Genomic DNA, 17,242 nt, shown 5'->3' with positions numbered 1-17,242 from the left:
TGTATGCTTTCAAAAGATGCAAGCACAACAATTAAAAGTAACAGTTCAACTGATACTTTCGCCTCCTTTTAGTCCGAGAGTGGTTGACTTTGTGGATAATCCAAATAAACAAGCAGCCATTGTTTTAATCACTAACAATGGTGAACCTGTGAATACGCCCATCAAAATTGTTGGGCAAATCACCAATCGTTCTACTGGAGGAAGGATTTTTACGGCTGCCGATTATAAACCCAATGTCCCACTTTTATTAAATCCAGTTGGACAACCTTTACAAGTAAATTTTGGGCAAGAAAATAGTGGTTTTATAGATGCTAACAATACGCAAGTTGTAGGATTTGATAAAGCAACAAAAGACCAAATTGTACTTTCGGGGATTTTTCCACAAGGATATTATGATTTTTGTGTGTATGCAGTGCCTTATGATGCCAATGTAGAAAGTTTTCAAAATCTTTCGGGACAATGCCAAAGTATTCCTTTGACTTTTGTAGAACCGCCACGTCTTACTTTGCCTTCTTGCGGTTATAAAATGATAAAACGTGAGAACGTTCCGCAACAACAAGTATTTACTTGGTCGCCACCAGTAGGGAATATTTCTGGAGCTCAGATTCGATATGATTTTTATTTACTGAAAGTACCCGAAGGACAAAACCCGAATGATGCGATGGACAATGCCATTAAATTTAATGTAGGAAATCCCTTCATAGAAAAAGATATTATCAGTACTTCCCTAAATTATACACAAGCCGAACCAGAATTAAGCGTCGGCAAGTACGTGTGGCGAGTAATAGCAAAAGACCAGAGTGGCGAGGCAGTTTTTCAAAACGATGGGCAAAGTCAAATCTGTACATTTGATGTAGAAGTACCACCAACTATTCCTGCACCGCCGCCACCGCCACGCCAAGCACAGGTGGCTTTAGTAGGAGCAAGTTCTTGTAAAGACACCCAATTGCCTGCGGATAAAACTGTCATTTATCCGCAAGAAGAATTAGTCGGCAAAACGTTGAAATTGGGCAAATTTGAATTAAAAGTAGATGAAATCAGCAAAAACGGTGATGGCTACGATGGCAATGGACGAGTATTTTGGAATTCAGTTCCGATAAAAGTCGTATTCACGAAAATCAATTTCAATGCTGCTTACGAGATTTTCAGTGGCGATGCCCAAGCCGATAATACCAAATATAATTTCCCCGACCCCAAAGAAATTACCAAGATGAGTACTTGGAAACAATTGGCGAAAGGCGGACAAGGCTTTGATATTGGTAGTTATGTAGATGCAATTGAAGAAAATTCTCTCCAGAAAGTAAGTGCTTTATTGGCGGTAAAATTGCCTGTTGGTGTGCCAACAAAGGCAGGTTTTATCGGCATAAATTATATGCGTTTTAGTCCGCATGGGGCGGATATGGGTGCATTGTTCAACCTAAAAATGCCCGAAGCGAACCAATTTCTTTCGATGGCAGCGGTGGACGTTTGCATGGTTCCCAACAAAGCTTTTGCAGGCGATGCCAATTTGATTTTGGTAGATGATTTTAAATTTCCAGCATTACCTTTCAATTTTATTCAAGGAAAATATCCAAATCCTGATGATTCGGGTACTTATGCACGCATTGCAGGCGATAGTTTACAACACGTGCATGCCGTGATGGATTTGAATTTTGGCGATTCATTCTTAAAACTGGATGACGGAACAGGCAAAGTAATCGCTGGCGACGTAAAAGCAAGAATGGTCACAGATTTCTTGACTTGGAACGATTGGGTGGCAACTGTAAATATGCCAACTTTTACGGTAGATGGACTAAAAGATTTTACTATTAATGGCGTAAATGCTTTTTATGACCATTCAGATAAAAGAAATCCTGTTGATTTTCATGTGCCAGACGAGTTCAAAGGCGACCGAGGAATGACTTTCCGTGGGCTTTACATGAAAAAAACAGAAGTAAAATTACCTACGAAACTTAAAGGCACAAACGAACAACGTTTGGGTTTTATCACAAGCGATTTTATCATTGACGATAGCAACGAAATCACGGCAGTAATTGAACCCACCAATAAACCTGTGGTGGATTATTCAACAGGAAAAATTGGCGATTGGGGTTTTTCAATTGATGACTTTAAAATCAAAATCGTGCAAAATCGCTTTGAGTTGGGGATGATGAAAGGTAAACTTCAATTCCCGATTAGTAACGATTACTTGTCGTATTCCTGCAACCTCCGCAGCAATTTAGACACGATGCAATTTGTGATTGATGCCAAAGAAAACTACGATGTACCGATAATGTTGGCAAAAATGAAATTGGATAAAAACTCTAATTTCCTGCTGGAATTCAACGGAGACAATAAAAAAATTGATTTAGATTTAAGCGGTTCTGCCAGCATTGGTTTATCACAAAAAAGCCTAATTACCATTCCTTTGGTGAAATTTGAACATTTTAGAGTATCAAATACCAAAATAAAACCAACCATGCAGGGCGAAAAAGAACTGTATTTGGACGAAGGACAATGGACACTTTTGGGCGGTTTGTGGGATAATAAAAAAGACGAAAAAGATAAAGGCAAACAAAGTGGCGGGCCATCTTTCAATGATGAATTTTCACCTACTTACACGCCTGTCGAAGATGAAAACAAAGCCAATTTAGTAGGCTTCCCGATTGAATTAACGCCACCAAAATTTGTTTACCGAGGTCTGGATGCCATCGGTTTCGGCTTTGGGGTAAAAGTAAACGTCGGCGGAGATGATAATACCATTGTCGGTGCAGAAACCAAAGTAGAAATCTTGGGGAAACTCAGCTATGTAAACGGAAAAATGTCGCCCGCTTTTTCTAAAGTCAACCTCGAAAAAATCATGATAAAAGGGGCTGTTGGTCCTGCAACCGTTGAAGGAGAACTTCGACTTTTTGATGACGATGCCCTTTATGGAACAGGTTTTATCGGTTCAGCCAAAGTAAAAATCCCGAAAGTAGCCACCGTAAAAGCGACTTTACAATTTGGCAATAAAGGTTTTTACTATGGATATGTAGATGCCAGTGTATTGCTCACGCCAAGTATTGCGGTTGTACCTCCTTTGATGTGTTCAGGTTTTGGCGGTGGCATTTATTTCAATATGAAAATGAATACGCCTTTGTCGCAAACGATTAAAGATGTTGCTCCTAACACACAAACGACTCGTGCAGGCACAAATAACACAGGTATCAACTATACGCCGATGCTTGGAAGTTATGGCATTAAAGCCAATGTGTATATGAGTTTGGCAGATAAAAAAATGATACTTGCCAATTTGGGCATTGAGGCTAGTATCGCCAATGGTGCGTTCAGTAATTTCACGGCTTCGGGCAAAGCGAAAGTATTGAGTTTAGACGAAGACCCTACTCGCAACGGACAATGTTTATTAATGGCACAAACTTCTGTAACAATCACGCCAAGTAGTTTTGATATGAATGCCGATGTGGAAGTAGAACCAATTCCAGGTTTTCCAAAAGTAGTTGTTCCGTTCAGAATGCACTTTGCTGATACTTGGCACGTAAAAATTGGCGACCCAGCCGAAGGCAAACAAAAAGTAGAGTTTAAGTTATTACAAGTGGGCAGTGAAGATGATGCCCTTTACGCCTACTTGGCGGCAAAAGCTTACTTCGCTTTTGGAAACGATATTGGTGGTATTCCAAATTTACCTTCGGAAGTACAAACCTTTTTGTTGGCAAAAGAAAATGTAAATGATAACCGAAACGACGTAGTAGATGCCGCCAAAACCAAAGGCGAAATGCAATTTAATGAAGATGGCGAACCCATCGGAAATCCACTAACATTCAGATTGCTGGCAGAAGCAAGAGTTGACGGTCGCTTGAAAGTAGCCGTTGGACCATTATCCGCCGATGCTACTTTGATTGCTGGTTTTGATGCCGCTTTATCTAAAGGTTTAAAATGTAACGGACAAGAAATTGTCGGGCTTTATGGCTGGTATGCCAATGCTCAAATTTATGCTTATGCCAACGGAAAAGTATCGGTAGCAGGTAAAGTTTTCGGCAAACGTTTCAATGTAAAATTGATGGATTTAACGGCTGGTGCTTTACTTTGGGGAGGTTTGCCAGAGCCAACTTGGGGCGAAGGCAGACTCAGAGTAAAAGGCGAAGTATTGGCAGGTTTGGTAAAAGTAGATACCGATTTTGATTTTGATTTCGGACAAAAATGTAAACCAGTTTTCAATGGCGACCCTTTGGCGGATATTAAAGTAATTTCAGAATTGAGTCCGAAAAAAGGAGAAAAAGAGGTGGATACCAACGGAGATTTACAGGCTGTTTTCAATATGAGTATGGATACGGATTATAGCATTGCTTTACCTGACGGTCAGCCGAGAACTTATTATTTTACCGTTCAAGAATATTCATTGACGAATCAGAAAACGCATGGAAAATTTGCAGCAATTGGTGCGAAACAATGGGTGAATAATAACGAACAATTGATTTTGCCTTTGAACGGACATTTGAAATCTGAAACTAATTATGCTTTCAAAGTACAAGTACGCCTTTGGGAACGTGTCAATGGCGGACTTGAAAATCCTTATATAGACGAAACGGGTGTGCGTGAACAGCGTTTTGAAGAAGCTGAAAATATTTTTACTTCTGGCAAACAACCCGATTTTGTTCGTTGGGAAGATGTGGCTTATACTTGGCCAATGGACGGACAAAATTACTTTTTGAAAAACCAAACGACCAAAGCCGTCATCTCTGGCGATATTCCTGATGAATTATTAGAAGGAATCAATGCCAATAATTTTCTTCAAAAAGAGTACGATTTCAAAGCTTACTTCATCGCCGAAAATGGAAGCGATACTTTGAAAACTGCCATTCAATACCAAGCTCCATCGGCTGGTGGACAAGGTAAGATTTTAGCAGATATTCCAGCAGGTTTACAAAATTCAAAAGTCTATCGCTTGGAATTGCATAAAATAAAAGTGAAGAAATACGAGATTGCAAATTTCACCAATGCTATTCAAAGAACCTATCAAAATGCTGGTACTGGCAACAATGTAGCCGCATATCAGATTAGACTCAATGCCTTAAAACCGCTTGATAAAAAAGCGGTAGAAAACGATAAAGTAATGTTTTCGCTGGCTTTCAAAACCAGTCAATACAATACTTTTCAGGAGAAAATGGCTGCAACAACTTTCCAAAACACTAAGTACGAAGACGAAACTACGCCACAGTCAAATGCTTATTTGTTCATCAAAGCTGTGCTAACTGATGGTACTGAAAATTTTGAAGATGAGGAAATGAAAGAGCATAAATTCTCAAGTCGAGGAGCTTTACAACCAGCTTTATTAACGGTAAATACGCCAGCGTTCAGTCAAGGAACTTCCGAATTTGACCGCTTTGCGAACAGTAATATTTACAGTATTCTTACTGAAATTCAATATGGTCATGTCGGACAAGTAAGTCCAAATTATAATGATTTACGAAATATCGCTTATCAACCTAGCAAAAGTGTGGTGATGGGAAGAGCCTTGCCCATTTTAGGAAATATTGGCGTCCGTGACCCTTTTAATGGAAATATTTCAGACATCCTCAACGGCAATAATATTCTTACAAAAGATGAAAATGGTTTGGGTGCTTCCATCGGAAGTGCCAGTAGCAAAATGATTTCGATGGATGCTTCTATCAGTAAAACGGTGGCTTCGCAAATGGTATTTTTATCAGGAATTTATGGTTTTGCCATCAATGACGCTCCAACAAAACCGTATCAGTTTACCATAAAAAGTGATTTTATTGCCTACAATGACTTTATGGCGGTGCGAAGTTTTGGCGAAAGAGTACAAAGAGTAAGAAACATGTATCAGCAATATTTTGGTAATAACTGGAAAAGCCAAATGGCAAAAACCGGAAATACAGAAATATCATTTGCCAGTAAAACCCTTGGGCTTACAGCTTCTTACGCTGGACTGCTGAATAATCCAGCCACATTCGACCGCTTTGGCGACTATACTTCCGTAGATTATTATATTTTCAAAAAGCGTAAAAATGGTTCGAATGTAAAAGTAAACCTAACTTATCAGCCATATCCCGGAGCCAATCACGTAACGGTGACGAAAGATATTCAGTTGGGAGCTTCGCCAATTTCATTAGCACCTGTGTATAATCAAGCAATTCCAGCCAATATTCCGAATGCAAGAGTAGCTGGCTATTTTTCAAATTCTGCTTGTTTTAATTGTGATAGGTAGCTGTATGCTTTCTCTTAGCGAGCGAATTTATTCGCTCGCTAAGAGAAATTTGAAAATCATTCATCATTTAACTCATTGCTCAAGGCTGATAACTCAAAGCTAAAATATACATGAAAAAAATATCATTAATCCTCCTGTTTTTCAGCTTTATATCTGTGGGAAATGCTTTCTCTCAAAAAGCAAACCCTACACAAAAAGATACTTTAAGCAAGATTAAAAAGCCAAAAATCATGCTTTTGGCTCGTAATTATCGTGATTCTGTGGTTTTGCGTTGGTCGCCAAATATGCCTGCTTACTGGTTAGCTGGCACTGTGCGTGGCTACATCATCGAACGTACTGAGTATAGCAAAGAAAATCAACAGGGTACTCGACAAATTTTAACGCCAAAACCTTTAACGCCGTGGACTTTAGAGCAAATGAAAAGTCGTTTGGCAGAAGATGAAAAAGGAATAAGTGTAGTCGGGGAAATGCTCTACGGTTATCCAAACGATAAAAATTTTAAGCCTGATTTTTTCAATATCAAAAAAATCAGTCAGGAACAAAATGTTCGATTTGCCACAACTTTAACGGCTGCTGAATTTTCAAAAAAAGCAGCAGAAGCCGCAGGTTTGCGTTTTGTGGATAAAAACATCAAGAAAAAAGATGCACTTTATAGCTATAAAATCTATTTGGCAGAAAGTGAAATGCCATCAAAAACTAAAATTGTACTTGATACCGCACAAGTGGTCGTGGAAGCTGGACAAAGTTTTTTGACTTTCGCACCCTTTGTTGATAAACCTGAAAATGGCGATAGAAAAACCACTTTGATTTGGGATAGATTAGGGCCAGAAGGTGATTTTTCAGCTTTTTACATTGAAAAAAGTGAAGACGGCAAAAACTTCAAAAGAGTAAATCAAACACCTTTTGTAATGGGAAAACCCGACCCACAAGAATTAGCAAAAGATACTTTATTGAAAGCACAATTTGCCAAATGGGAAAATAAAGCATTTTATATCGACAGTCTCGCTAAAAATTATCAAAAATATTACTACCGTATTCGTGGCATTGATAGTTTCGGCGAAGAAAGTAAGCCTTCTGAAACCATTATCTCAATGGGTAAAGATTTAACGCCACCAAAATCACCTGATGATTTCAGAGCAAAAAATATCAATAATACTGCGATTATGCTTACTTGGAAAAAACCAATAAAAGAAGCTGATTTTAAAGGTTATGTGATTGGACGTGGACCAACCGTGAATGGACCTTTTCAGCCAATTACTCAAAATATCATTCCGCCTAATACTTTAAGTTTTACAGATACCCAGCCACAAGCATACATTGGCGATTATTACATCATCGCTTCGGTGGATACTGCTGGAAATTTAGCTTATACTTTGCCGATTGCTGGCGGTATTGAAGACCGTTTACCTCCTTCGTTTCCGACAGATTTAGTCGGAAAGGCAGATTCTTTAGGAAGAGTAAAACTTAGTTGGAAAAGTCCGAAAAACCCTGATGTTGCACTTTTTAAAGTATATCGCTCATACACTGCTGAAAACAAGTATTATATTCAAATAACGCCTGTTGGCATTTCGAGCAATACTTTTACCGATACTTTAGCCAATAAAATGCTTAATGAAAATGTGTATTATAAAGTAGTTGCCATTGATTTAAGTAATAATCATTCTGCTTTTTCAGAATATTTAAACGTAAAATTACCCGATAAAAATCTACCAACTACGCCAGTTATTAAGGACGTTTTGGTGACAGAAAAAGGCGTGAGTTTATCCATCCAAGGAAGCGAAAGTGAAGATGTAGTTGCCCATATTATTTACCGAAAAGAAGGGAATAATGACTGGATGACTATTAAAGAAATTGCTAAAAATCCAATTCTGAGTACATTACTTTATGAAGATGAATCTGTGGTTTCTAATAAATCTTATCAATACGCCGTAGTTGCCAAAGATGACGACGGTTTACTTTCACCAAAATCTTTCCCGATTCCAGTGAAATATTTTAGGAAAACAGATTATGCTACTGTTTCAAAAATCAATGCAAAAATTGATTCGCAGAAAAAACAAGTAAATCTATCTTGGTCGCCAATTGTTAGTCAAACAATAAGTCATTATTTAATTTATAGAGCCGTCGATGGAGAAGGTTTAGCAATGATTGGTTCAAGTAAAGAAAGTAATTATACAGACAAAGATTTTAAAGCCAATACTTCTTATCAGTATGCTATAAAAGTGGCTTATCGTGATGGAAAATTTTCAGGAATAGGAGAAATCAACCAAGCAGCGAAATAGTTTTTTTGCCTATTATTTAACTTTTCTTTTACAGAATTTAATTTAACCAACAATTTTAATCAATTGATTAAAATTGTTGGTTAAATTTTTGTTTTTAGTTTATTGTTCTATACCTTTGTCTCATTAATCAATTGAATTATGAAGTGCCTAACAAAATCAGCAGAAGATAGAATCAAAGAAGCTGCCATAAAAGTTTTTTTAGAAAAAGGCTTTGATGGCACAACCACTCGTGATATCGCCAAAGAAGCTGGATTGAACAGTGCTTTGATGAACTATTATTTTAGAAGTAAAGAGAAATTATTCTTAGCCGTTTTTGAAGAAATGTTTGAATTGTTCTTCCAAGGAATTATTGAAATATTTAATAAACCTGATAGTTTAGAAGATAAAATTTCGAATATGATTGATTATGATTTTAAGACATACAAGGAAAATCCTGATTTGTCCAATTTTATCATCAATGAGCTACATCGTAATCCAGAACGTTTTGTAACCGATTTCCCAATCAGTAAATTATGTGATCATTCATTGTTTGCGCAACAACTGAAAGTGTCAATTGAGGAAGGGAAAGTGCCAAATATCGATATTCGCCACCTTTTGCTAATTATGAAATCAAACATTCAATTTGTTTTTCAGAGTAAAGTGATGACAATGAGAATGTGGAATATGAATGAACAGGAATTCAGCGATTTTACCCAAAAGCATAAAGTAATAGTGAAAGAAATGATTCTTAACTATTTGTTTAGCTCTCAGAAATAGAGCTAATTTTTTTACCCTTGATTTAATCAATTGATTAAATCAAAATAATAAATCAAAACGATAAACTAAACGATTAAATCATGATACATGCAAAATGGTCTTTCATTTTTGTAATGATGTTGTTGGCATCAGGAACGAAAGCTCAAGACCTTACTCTCGACCAATTAGTTGACCAAGCTTTAAAAAATAACCAACAAGTTCAATTATCAAGATTGAATGAAAAACAAACAGATGCTCAAATCAGTGAAGTAAAAGCCAGAGCAAGACCACAAGTAAATTTAACTGGCGACTACAAACGTTATTTGAAAATTCCCGGTCAAGTAGTTCCAGCTTCAACTTTTGGGGGCGCTGAAGGAAGTTACCAAGTATTGGCTTTGGGTTTGCCTTATAATTTATCTACTTCGGTTCAGGTTTCACAAGCACTTTATAGTCCTTCAATTAATATCGGTTTAAAAGCTGCCAAATTGAGTGTTGATTTAGCAAGCTTACAAACCTTGAAAACACAAGAAGAAGTAGCTTACAGCGTTTCTAATACTTATTATAATTTACAGACCGTTGCCCAACAAATGGCATTTCTGAGAAGTAACATTGCTTCGTTGGACAGACTGATTCAAGTAACAGATTTATTGTACAAGAATAAATTATCTCAAGGAATTGATGTTGACCGCTTGAGAATCAATCGTACACAATCGCAAACACAATTAGAATCACTTCAAGGGTCGTATCAAGAATTAATTAATGCGCTGAAATATCTTACTGGAACGTCACAATCAGAACCATTAAGTGTAAAAATTGACATCGACCAAAATGCTTCTGTACCTGCTTTGATTGCTAATGATGCTGTGAATAGAACAGATATTTTGATTTTGGAACGCCAGAAAGCATTAAACGAACAAAGTGCATTGAATACAAAAGCTGGGTTTTTACCAACACTTTCAGCTTATGGTGTAGCTAATTCTACTTTTTTTGGAAAAGATGGTGAAAATAGCGTGTTGAAAAACGTTCCTGGTTATTGGGTTGGTTTACAGCTAAACTGGAATATTTACGATGGTTCTGCCAGAAAGTCGAAACTGGTTCAACAAAAAATTGAAAGTCAGAAATTGTCGATTCAATCGGACCAAACCAAAGAAAATATTTCAATGGATATTGCCAATGCTCGTACAAAATTTTATGTAGAACAGAAAAACCTTATCGCTAGTCGTGAGCAAGTCGCTTTGGCAGAAAAAGTTTACACACAAACACAATTACAATTCAAAGAAGGAACAACTGCTTTGACAGAAGTAATTCAAGCCGAAAATGCTGTGCAAGATGCTCAGAATAACTATCTGAATACTTTAATAAACCTCCGTTCGGCTGATTTGAATTGGAAAAAAGCCTCTGGAACAATTATTCCTAAACAATAAATTTCATTTATAAAAAATCAACATATCAAACAATGAAACGTCTTACTATCATATTCGCCCTTTTAGCCACACTTGGTTTAACGGCATGGAAATTATCTACTAACAAAGAAAAAGTTGAAAAGAAAGTTTATCAACCAGATGTAAATCTAAAAGTTGGTGTAACTACTTCGGTGGCAGAATTGAGAAATCTATCTCAAGAAAATGAATTTTTGGGTTCGTTTACGCCAAATCGTGAAATCGAAATTAAGCCTTTGGCTGGTGGTGAAGTAATTCAATTGCCAATCAATGAAGGGCAAGGCGTTAGAGCTGGACAATTGATTGCGAAATTGGATGACGAACAAATTCGTTTTCAGATTGAAGCACTTCAAGTAACTTTAGAAGGTTATCAAAACGATTTAAAACGTTATGAAGTATTAGTAAAAGGCGATGCCGTTCCAGCAGTGAATTTAGAAAGAACACAATTGAGTATCAGAGGAACGCAAGCACAAATCAAACAATTGAAGAAACAATTAGAGAATACAACGGTTACTGCTCCGTTTGCTGGTATTGTTACTTCAAAATTGATTGAAAAAGGTTCAGTAGTTTCTGTAGGTGCACCAATTGCTACCATTACTGATATTTCTGCTTTGAAATTGGTGGTTAATATTCCTGAAAAATCTATCAATCAATTTAAAGTTGGACAAACTATTCCGATTGAAACACAAGTATATCCTAACGTATATTTCAACGGTAAGGTAAATATGGTTGGTGTATCAGGCGATGCAGCGCATAATTATCCAGTTGAAATTCTTGTTCAAAACAGAAGTACAAATCCACTTAAAGCAGGAATGTACGGTTCGATTGTAAATGACAATCAGTTGAAAGCACAGTCATTATCAGTACCTCGCCAAGCAATTGTAGGTTCTACGAAAAAAGCACAAGTATATGTTGTTGAAAATGGGAAAGCTATTTTGAAAGATGTAACAATTGGTGTGGCAAATAATGAATATTATGAAATTACTCAAGGCATTAAAGCAGGCGACCAAGTAGTTGTAAGTGGACAAATCAACTTACAAAATGGTACAGCAGTAGTGGCTCAATAAATCTAAAATAAGATTATGAAATTTGTAGAAACCATCATAAAACGCCCTTCTGTTATCATTGTGCTATTTGCCGTGTTAGTATTAGGAGGGATTGTATCGTATAATAAGTTGAGTTATGTGTTATTACCAGAGTTTTCAGTAGGAACACTTACCATTACAACGATTTATCCGGGAGCCGCACCCACAGAAGTGGAGTCGGAAGTAAGTAAAAAGATTGAAGATGCTATTTCAGGGCTTGATAATATTGATATCGTTACTTCAAAATCTTTAGAAAGTGCCTCAATCGTGATTGTTCAGTTTAAAGCTGGAACAGATATGGATAAGGCTTTAGAAGATGCACAAAGGGATGTCAATAATGTAATTAGTGATTTACCAGACGATGCTAAAACACCATCGCTTTCAAAAATTTCACCGAGCGACCAGCCAATTATGCAATTATTGGCTACTTCAAGCTTGCCGAATTCGGTTTTTTATCAACAAGTAGAAGACAAGTATTTGCCTGTACTTCAGCAGATTGAAGGTGTTGCCGAAATCACGATGGTAGGAGGGGAGAAACGTGAGATTCGTGTGAATGTGGACGATGATAAATTGAATTATTATGGATTATCATTACTTCAAGTAACGCAAGCAATTGGTCAAGCGAACTTAGATTTTCCAACAGGAAAAGTAAAAAGTAAAGCTGAAAACATGACTTTGCGTTTGGCGGGTAAATTTACTTCTTTAGAAGAAATTCGCAATTTAGTCATCAGTACTCCACCAAATGGAAGTCCGATTCGTGTAGGCGATGTGGCTAATATTTCAGATGGTTTGGGCGAAATAGAAAGCGTAAGTAGATACAATGGTACAGATGGAATTGGTTTGTTTATCAAAAAACAATCGGATGCTAATGCGGTAGAAATTAGTAGATTAGTACAAGAAAAATTAGCCGTTATTGAAAAAGCAAATGCAAAAGATAAGGTAAAATTCGCCATTGCTTTCGACAGCAGTATTTTTACTTTAGCTTCTGTAGAAGCCGTAACGCACGATTTATTTTTAGCCATTATATTGGTTGGCGTGGTAATGCTATTGTTTTTGCATAGTCTTAGAAATGCCTTTATTGTAATGGTTTCGGTGCCAGCATCTTTGATTTCAGCATTTTTGTTCATGTTTGTGATGGGCTACTCGCTTAACTTGATGACCTTATTAGCACTTTCCTTAGTAATCGGGATTTTGGTGGATGACTCAATCGTAGTCTTGGAAAATATTCAAAGACACTTAGAAATGGGCAAAAATCGTTGGGAAGCTACTTTGGATGGAATGAGTGAAATTGGTTTTGCTGCTGTTGCTATTACGCTTGTAATTGTGGTGGTGTTTGTGCCAATTACTTTCGTGAATTCAGTGATTGCAGATTTACTTCGTCAGTTTTCATTAACCGTTGCTTTTGCAACAATGGTCAGTTTATTGGTCAGTTTTACGCTTACTCCTTGGATGACCTCACGTTTGGCAAGACTGGAACATTTAGATGCTAAAAATCCTTTCCAAGCATTTTTACTTTGGTTTGAAGGTGGCTTAACAGCATTGATAAAATGGTATCACGGAAGTTTAGAATGGGTAATATCACACAAGATTGCCTTTACTGCTATTTTAGTTTCACTTTTTGTTGCAACTGGTTGGGTGATGTCGCTTGGAATTATCGGACAAGAATTCGTAGCGCAAGGCGACCAAGGTAAGTTTTTGTTGACAATGAAGTTAGATAAAAGTGCTTCGCTACAACAAAACAACTTGAAAGTAAGAGAAGTAGAGAATTTTTTACGCAAGAATCCAGCGGTAAAAACAATTTTCTCGAATGTCGGTGGTGCAAGTACTGGCTTAAATAGTACTGGTCAAGGTGAAACAAATAGAAGTGAATTGACAGTAGAATTATTACCTGTTGAAGAAAGAGCTAATCATCTAGCCACAGAGAATTTCATGATTGATTTACGTAAAGTATTAGGTCAGAAATTTGCGGGAGTAGAATTTAATTCGTCTATCATAGGGATGGTAAATTCAGGAACTGCACCGATTGAAATATTTCTTGGAGGAGAGAATTTACAACAATTATTAGTTTCTGCGAAAGATTTAAGTAATCGTTTAAGAATTACTCCTGGCGCAAACGACGTAAACGTTTCTGTAGATGATGGAAATCCAGAAGTACAAGTAAACGTAAATCGTGAAAAAATGGCTAAATTAGGTCTTGATATTCAGACAGTTGGAGCTACTTTGCAAAATGCCTTTGCTGGTAACGACGACTCTCAGTTCAAGGATGGTTCAGAAGATTATGATATTAGAGTAATGTTAGATGCTTTTGATCGTAAAAACCCTGAAGACGTAAAGAATATCAATTTTTATAGTCCACAAGCAAAACGTCCAGTGCGTTTAGCCGAATTTGCGAATGTATCTTTAAGTACAGGGCCATCAGTTTTAGAAAGAAAAAACAGACGCTCGTCTGTTACAGTAACCGCAAATACTTTAGGAATTGGTTCAGGAACATTAATTGCAACCATTAAAGCTGATTTAATCAAAAATCCACTTCCAGAAGGGGTAACCGTAACTTGGGGTGGTGATGCAAAAAATCAGGATGAAGGTTTTGGTTCGTTAGGTTTAGCGATGTTAGCTGCTTTGATTTTGGTATATTTCATCATGGTATTGTTGTACGATAGCTTCATTTATCCATTGGTTGTATTACTTTCTATTCCAGTTGCCATTATCGGAGCCTTACTTGCTTTGGCACTTTCAAGTTCGAATATTGGGATATTTGCTATGCTAGGAATGTTGATGTTGATGGGTTTAGTTGTGAAAAATGCGATTCTTATCGTTGACTTTGCTAACCAGCAAAAAGCAGAAGGTGTACCTTACAGAAAAGCTATTTTACATGCAGGGGAAGAACGTCTTAGACCTATCTTAATGACGACCATTGCCATGGTAATTGGTATGATTCCTATTGCTACTGCAACGGGTGCTGGAGCAGAATGGAAGAACTCTTTAGCATGGGTATTGATAGGTGGTTTAACCAGTTCAATGCTTCTGACAGTCTATCTTGTACCAATGGTATATTATTTAGTAGATAGGACAAAAGAGAGTTGGACAAAGTTTAGAATGAAGTCTTCAAAAGAAGTACCCGCTGTACAATTTGTAGAATAATTTATTTTTTAATTAAACCTTATTATTATTTAGTTGTCTAAGTCCGCTGGCATAGTTTTTTAATGTTAAAACAAATTAGTTTGCTTTACATGAATGAGTTATAATAAGGTTTAATTAGTTTTTTTACTGATGTTCTGCTGTGATATTTATTTGAAAGTAAAATCATATAAATTTATTTTTACTTAAATATTAACTTTAGTTATATTTTTTCGGATATGTGTTTTATAAATTTGCATGTTCAGAATTGAAATTTAAGTAATCTAAAAATTTTGTATTATTCCATTTTTTAGTAGTTGAATTTTTAGGTCAAAAAAATCTTAATTCAAAGTTTAAAAACTTTGAACCTTTTGAAAGTTTCCATAGTTTATTTCAAATAGAGTAATAATTTATCTAAATACTTTTTTTTAATAATATATAGTTAATGTTATAATTCGAAGAGTTAGGATTATGCCAGTATGCTTTTTTAAAATTTCTTCGTAGCATTTTAAATTTTCAATCTTATGAAAGACATTATTGTACAACCAGCCACAGGCAAACTAGGAATTTTAATGCCAGGGATGGGAGCTGTTGCGACTACCTTTGTTGCAGGAGTTCTTGCGAGTCGCAAGGGGATAGCTCAGCCAACAGGTTCTCTTACACAAACAGCAAACATCCGTTTAGGCAAACGCACAGAAAATAGAAATCCAAAAATTAAAGATTTTGTGCCTTTAGCTAATTTAGATGATTTAGTATTTGGAGGATGGGATGTTTATGCCGACAGTATGTACGATGCTGCTGTAAATGCAGGAGTATTGGAAAGAGGTTTAATCGAACAAGTGAAAGATGAACTTGAATTGATTAGACCAATGAAAGCTGTTTTCGATAAGCGTTATGTGAAAAACCTTGACGGTACTAACGTAAAAACTGGCGCTACCAAACAAGATTTAGTAGATGCTTTGATTGATGATATTGATAATTTCAAAATTGCAAATGACTGCGAACGCCTTGTAATGGTTTGGTGTGGTTCAACTGAAATTTATCATGAAGCTAAAGAAGTACACGCATCTTTAGAAAACTTCGAAGCTGGTCTTTTAAACAACGACCCAGATATTGCTCCTTCAATGATGTATGCTTATGCAGCGTTGAAATCAAATGTTCCTTTCGCAATGGGTGCTCCTAACTTATGTTTGGATATTCCTGCTTTGGAAGAATTAGCAAAAATTACTGAAACGCCAATCGCTGGTAAAGATTTTAAAACTGGACAAACTTTGATGAAAACCATCGTTGCGCCAGGTCTAAGAGCTCGTGCTTTAGGTGTTAGAGGTTGGTTCTCTACAAACATCTTAGGTAACAGAGATGGTTTAGTATTGGATGCTCCTGAAAACTTCAAAACCAAAGAAGTATCAAAAGGAAACGTATTAGACGGAATTTTAGATGCTAGAATCAATCCTGAACTTTATGGCGATATTCACCACAAAGTAAGAATTGAATATTATCCACCACTTGGTGATAACAAAGAAGGTTGGGATAATATCGACATCTTTGGATGGTTGGGTTACCAAATGCAAATCAAAATCAACTTCTTATGTCGTGACTCTATCTTAGCTGCTCCGATTGTACTTGATTTAGCTTTGTTTATGGACCTTGCTAAAAGATCTCAATTCTCAGGTATTCAAGAATGGTTATCTTTCTACTGGAAAGCTCCACAAACATTACCAGAATTAGAACCAATCCACGATATTTTCAAGCAATTGGAAAAATTAGAAAACACACTTCGTTATATCATGGGCGAAGAGTTAATCACTAATCTTGGTATGGATTACTACGAAGATGTTGATGCAGAAGTAGAACTCTAATTTCAGACTCAATAAAAGATGGCTCTTGCTTTTAAAATCTCAAGAGCCATTTTTCTATCATGTTGAATTTTCATAAAATCTTTGCTTCCGCTCTCGGTTTAGGATTTATCCCAAAAGGTTCGGGAACTTTTGGAGCATTGTTGGCTTGTGCTTTGATTGCAGGCATTTTTGGATTGGTGAACGATGTCTTTTATTACCATTCAATCTTAATCCTGTTAACAATCGTATTTACTTTGGTAGGAAGGTGGTCGTCTGCTGTGATGGAAAGCCATTGGGGCGAAGACTCCTCTAAAATCGTAATCGACGAAGTAGCTGGAATGTGTTTAAGTATTTGCTTAATTCCATTTTCATGGCAAAATCTACTCTTAGCATTTATCTTATTCAGATTCTTTGATATTTATAAACCATTCAATATTCGAAGTTTTGAAAAATATAATAATGGATGGGGCGTAATGCTAGACGATGTAATGGCAGGAATTTGGGCAAATGGATGTTTACAGCTTATCATCTTTTTCCTTTAAAC

8 protein-coding genes are annotated in these 17,242 nt (G+C 36.5%); all 8 read left to right on the top strand.

Translation table 11 applies throughout. From position 1 onward, the window contains the following. Positions 1-16 precede the first annotated feature (16 nt). A complete protein-coding gene (locus ABID42_RS15270; RefSeq protein WP_367284398.1) occupies positions 17-6,205 on the top strand; it encodes a hypothetical protein in 6,189 nt (2,062 codons plus the stop codon). A 110-nt stretch (positions 6,206-6,315) separates the two neighbouring features. Beyond that, entirely contained in the window at positions 6,316-8,484 is a 2,169-nt protein-coding gene (locus tag ABID42_RS15265; protein ID WP_367284397.1) for a fibronectin type III domain-containing protein, read from the top strand. Positions 8,485-8,622: 138 nt separating this feature from the next. Next, positions 8,623-9,240 (top strand): TetR/AcrR family transcriptional regulator, encoded by a 618-nt coding sequence (locus tag ABID42_RS15260; RefSeq protein WP_367284396.1) that lies wholly within the window; start codon positions 8,623-8,625, stop codon positions 9,238-9,240. 80 nt (positions 9,241-9,320) lie between these two features. After that, positions 9,321-10,643 carry a TolC family protein gene (locus tag ABID42_RS15255; protein ID WP_367284395.1) on the top strand — a complete coding sequence of 441 codons (1,323 nt, stop codon included), beginning with the start codon at positions 9,321-9,323 and terminating at the stop codon, positions 10,641-10,643. Between the two features lie 32 nt (positions 10,644-10,675). Further along, positions 10,676-11,725, top strand: a complete 1,050-nt coding sequence (locus ABID42_RS15250; RefSeq protein ID WP_367284394.1) for an efflux RND transporter periplasmic adaptor subunit — start codon at positions 10,676-10,678, stop codon at positions 11,723-11,725. A gap of 15 nt (positions 11,726-11,740) precedes the next feature. Beyond that, positions 11,741-14,884, top strand: coding sequence for an efflux RND transporter permease subunit (locus tag ABID42_RS15245; RefSeq protein WP_367284393.1), 3,144 nt, complete (start codon positions 11,741-11,743; stop codon positions 14,882-14,884). Positions 14,885-15,384: 500 nt separating this feature from the next. Then, positions 15,385-16,719, top strand: coding sequence for an inositol-3-phosphate synthase (locus ABID42_RS15240; RefSeq protein ID WP_367284392.1), 1,335 nt, complete (start codon positions 15,385-15,387; stop codon positions 16,717-16,719). 59 nt (positions 16,720-16,778) lie between these two features. Further along, a complete protein-coding gene (locus tag ABID42_RS15235) occupies positions 16,779-17,240 on the top strand; it encodes a phosphatidylglycerophosphatase A family protein (RefSeq protein WP_367284391.1) in 462 nt (153 codons plus the stop codon). Positions 17,241-17,242 lie beyond the last annotated feature (2 nt).

The sequence above is a fragment of the Arcicella rosea genome (genome assembly GCF_040543805.1).
Classification (GTDB): Bacteria; Bacteroidota; Bacteroidia; order Cytophagales; family Spirosomataceae; genus Arcicella; species Arcicella rosea.
Note: the sequence above shows the minus strand (reverse complement) of the source record. Positions and strands in the feature narration are given on the sequence as shown.

Excerpts from the sequence above, each read along its gene's own strand:
- ABID42_RS15235 (WP_367284391.1), top strand. The coding sequence starts at position 16,779 with ATGTTGAATTTTCATAAAATCTTTGCTTCCGCTCTCGGTTTAGGATTT.
- ABID42_RS15260 (WP_367284396.1), top strand. The coding sequence starts at position 8,623 with ATGAAGTGCCTAACAAAATCAGCAGAAGATAGAATCAAAGAAGCTGCC.
- ABID42_RS15270 (WP_367284398.1), top strand. The coding sequence starts at position 17 with ATGCAAGCACAACAATTAAAAGTAACAGTTCAACTGATACTTTCGCCT.
- ABID42_RS15265 (WP_367284397.1), top strand. The coding sequence starts at position 6,316 with ATGAAAAAAATATCATTAATCCTCCTGTTTTTCAGCTTTATATCTGTG.
- ABID42_RS15255 (WP_367284395.1), top strand. The coding sequence starts at position 9,321 with ATGATACATGCAAAATGGTCTTTCATTTTTGTAATGATGTTGTTGGCA.
- ABID42_RS15240 (WP_367284392.1), top strand. The coding sequence starts at position 15,385 with ATGAAAGACATTATTGTACAACCAGCCACAGGCAAACTAGGAATTTTA.
- ABID42_RS15250 (WP_367284394.1), top strand. The coding sequence starts at position 10,676 with ATGAAACGTCTTACTATCATATTCGCCCTTTTAGCCACACTTGGTTTA.
- ABID42_RS15245 (WP_367284393.1), top strand. The coding sequence starts at position 11,741 with ATGAAATTTGTAGAAACCATCATAAAACGCCCTTCTGTTATCATTGTG.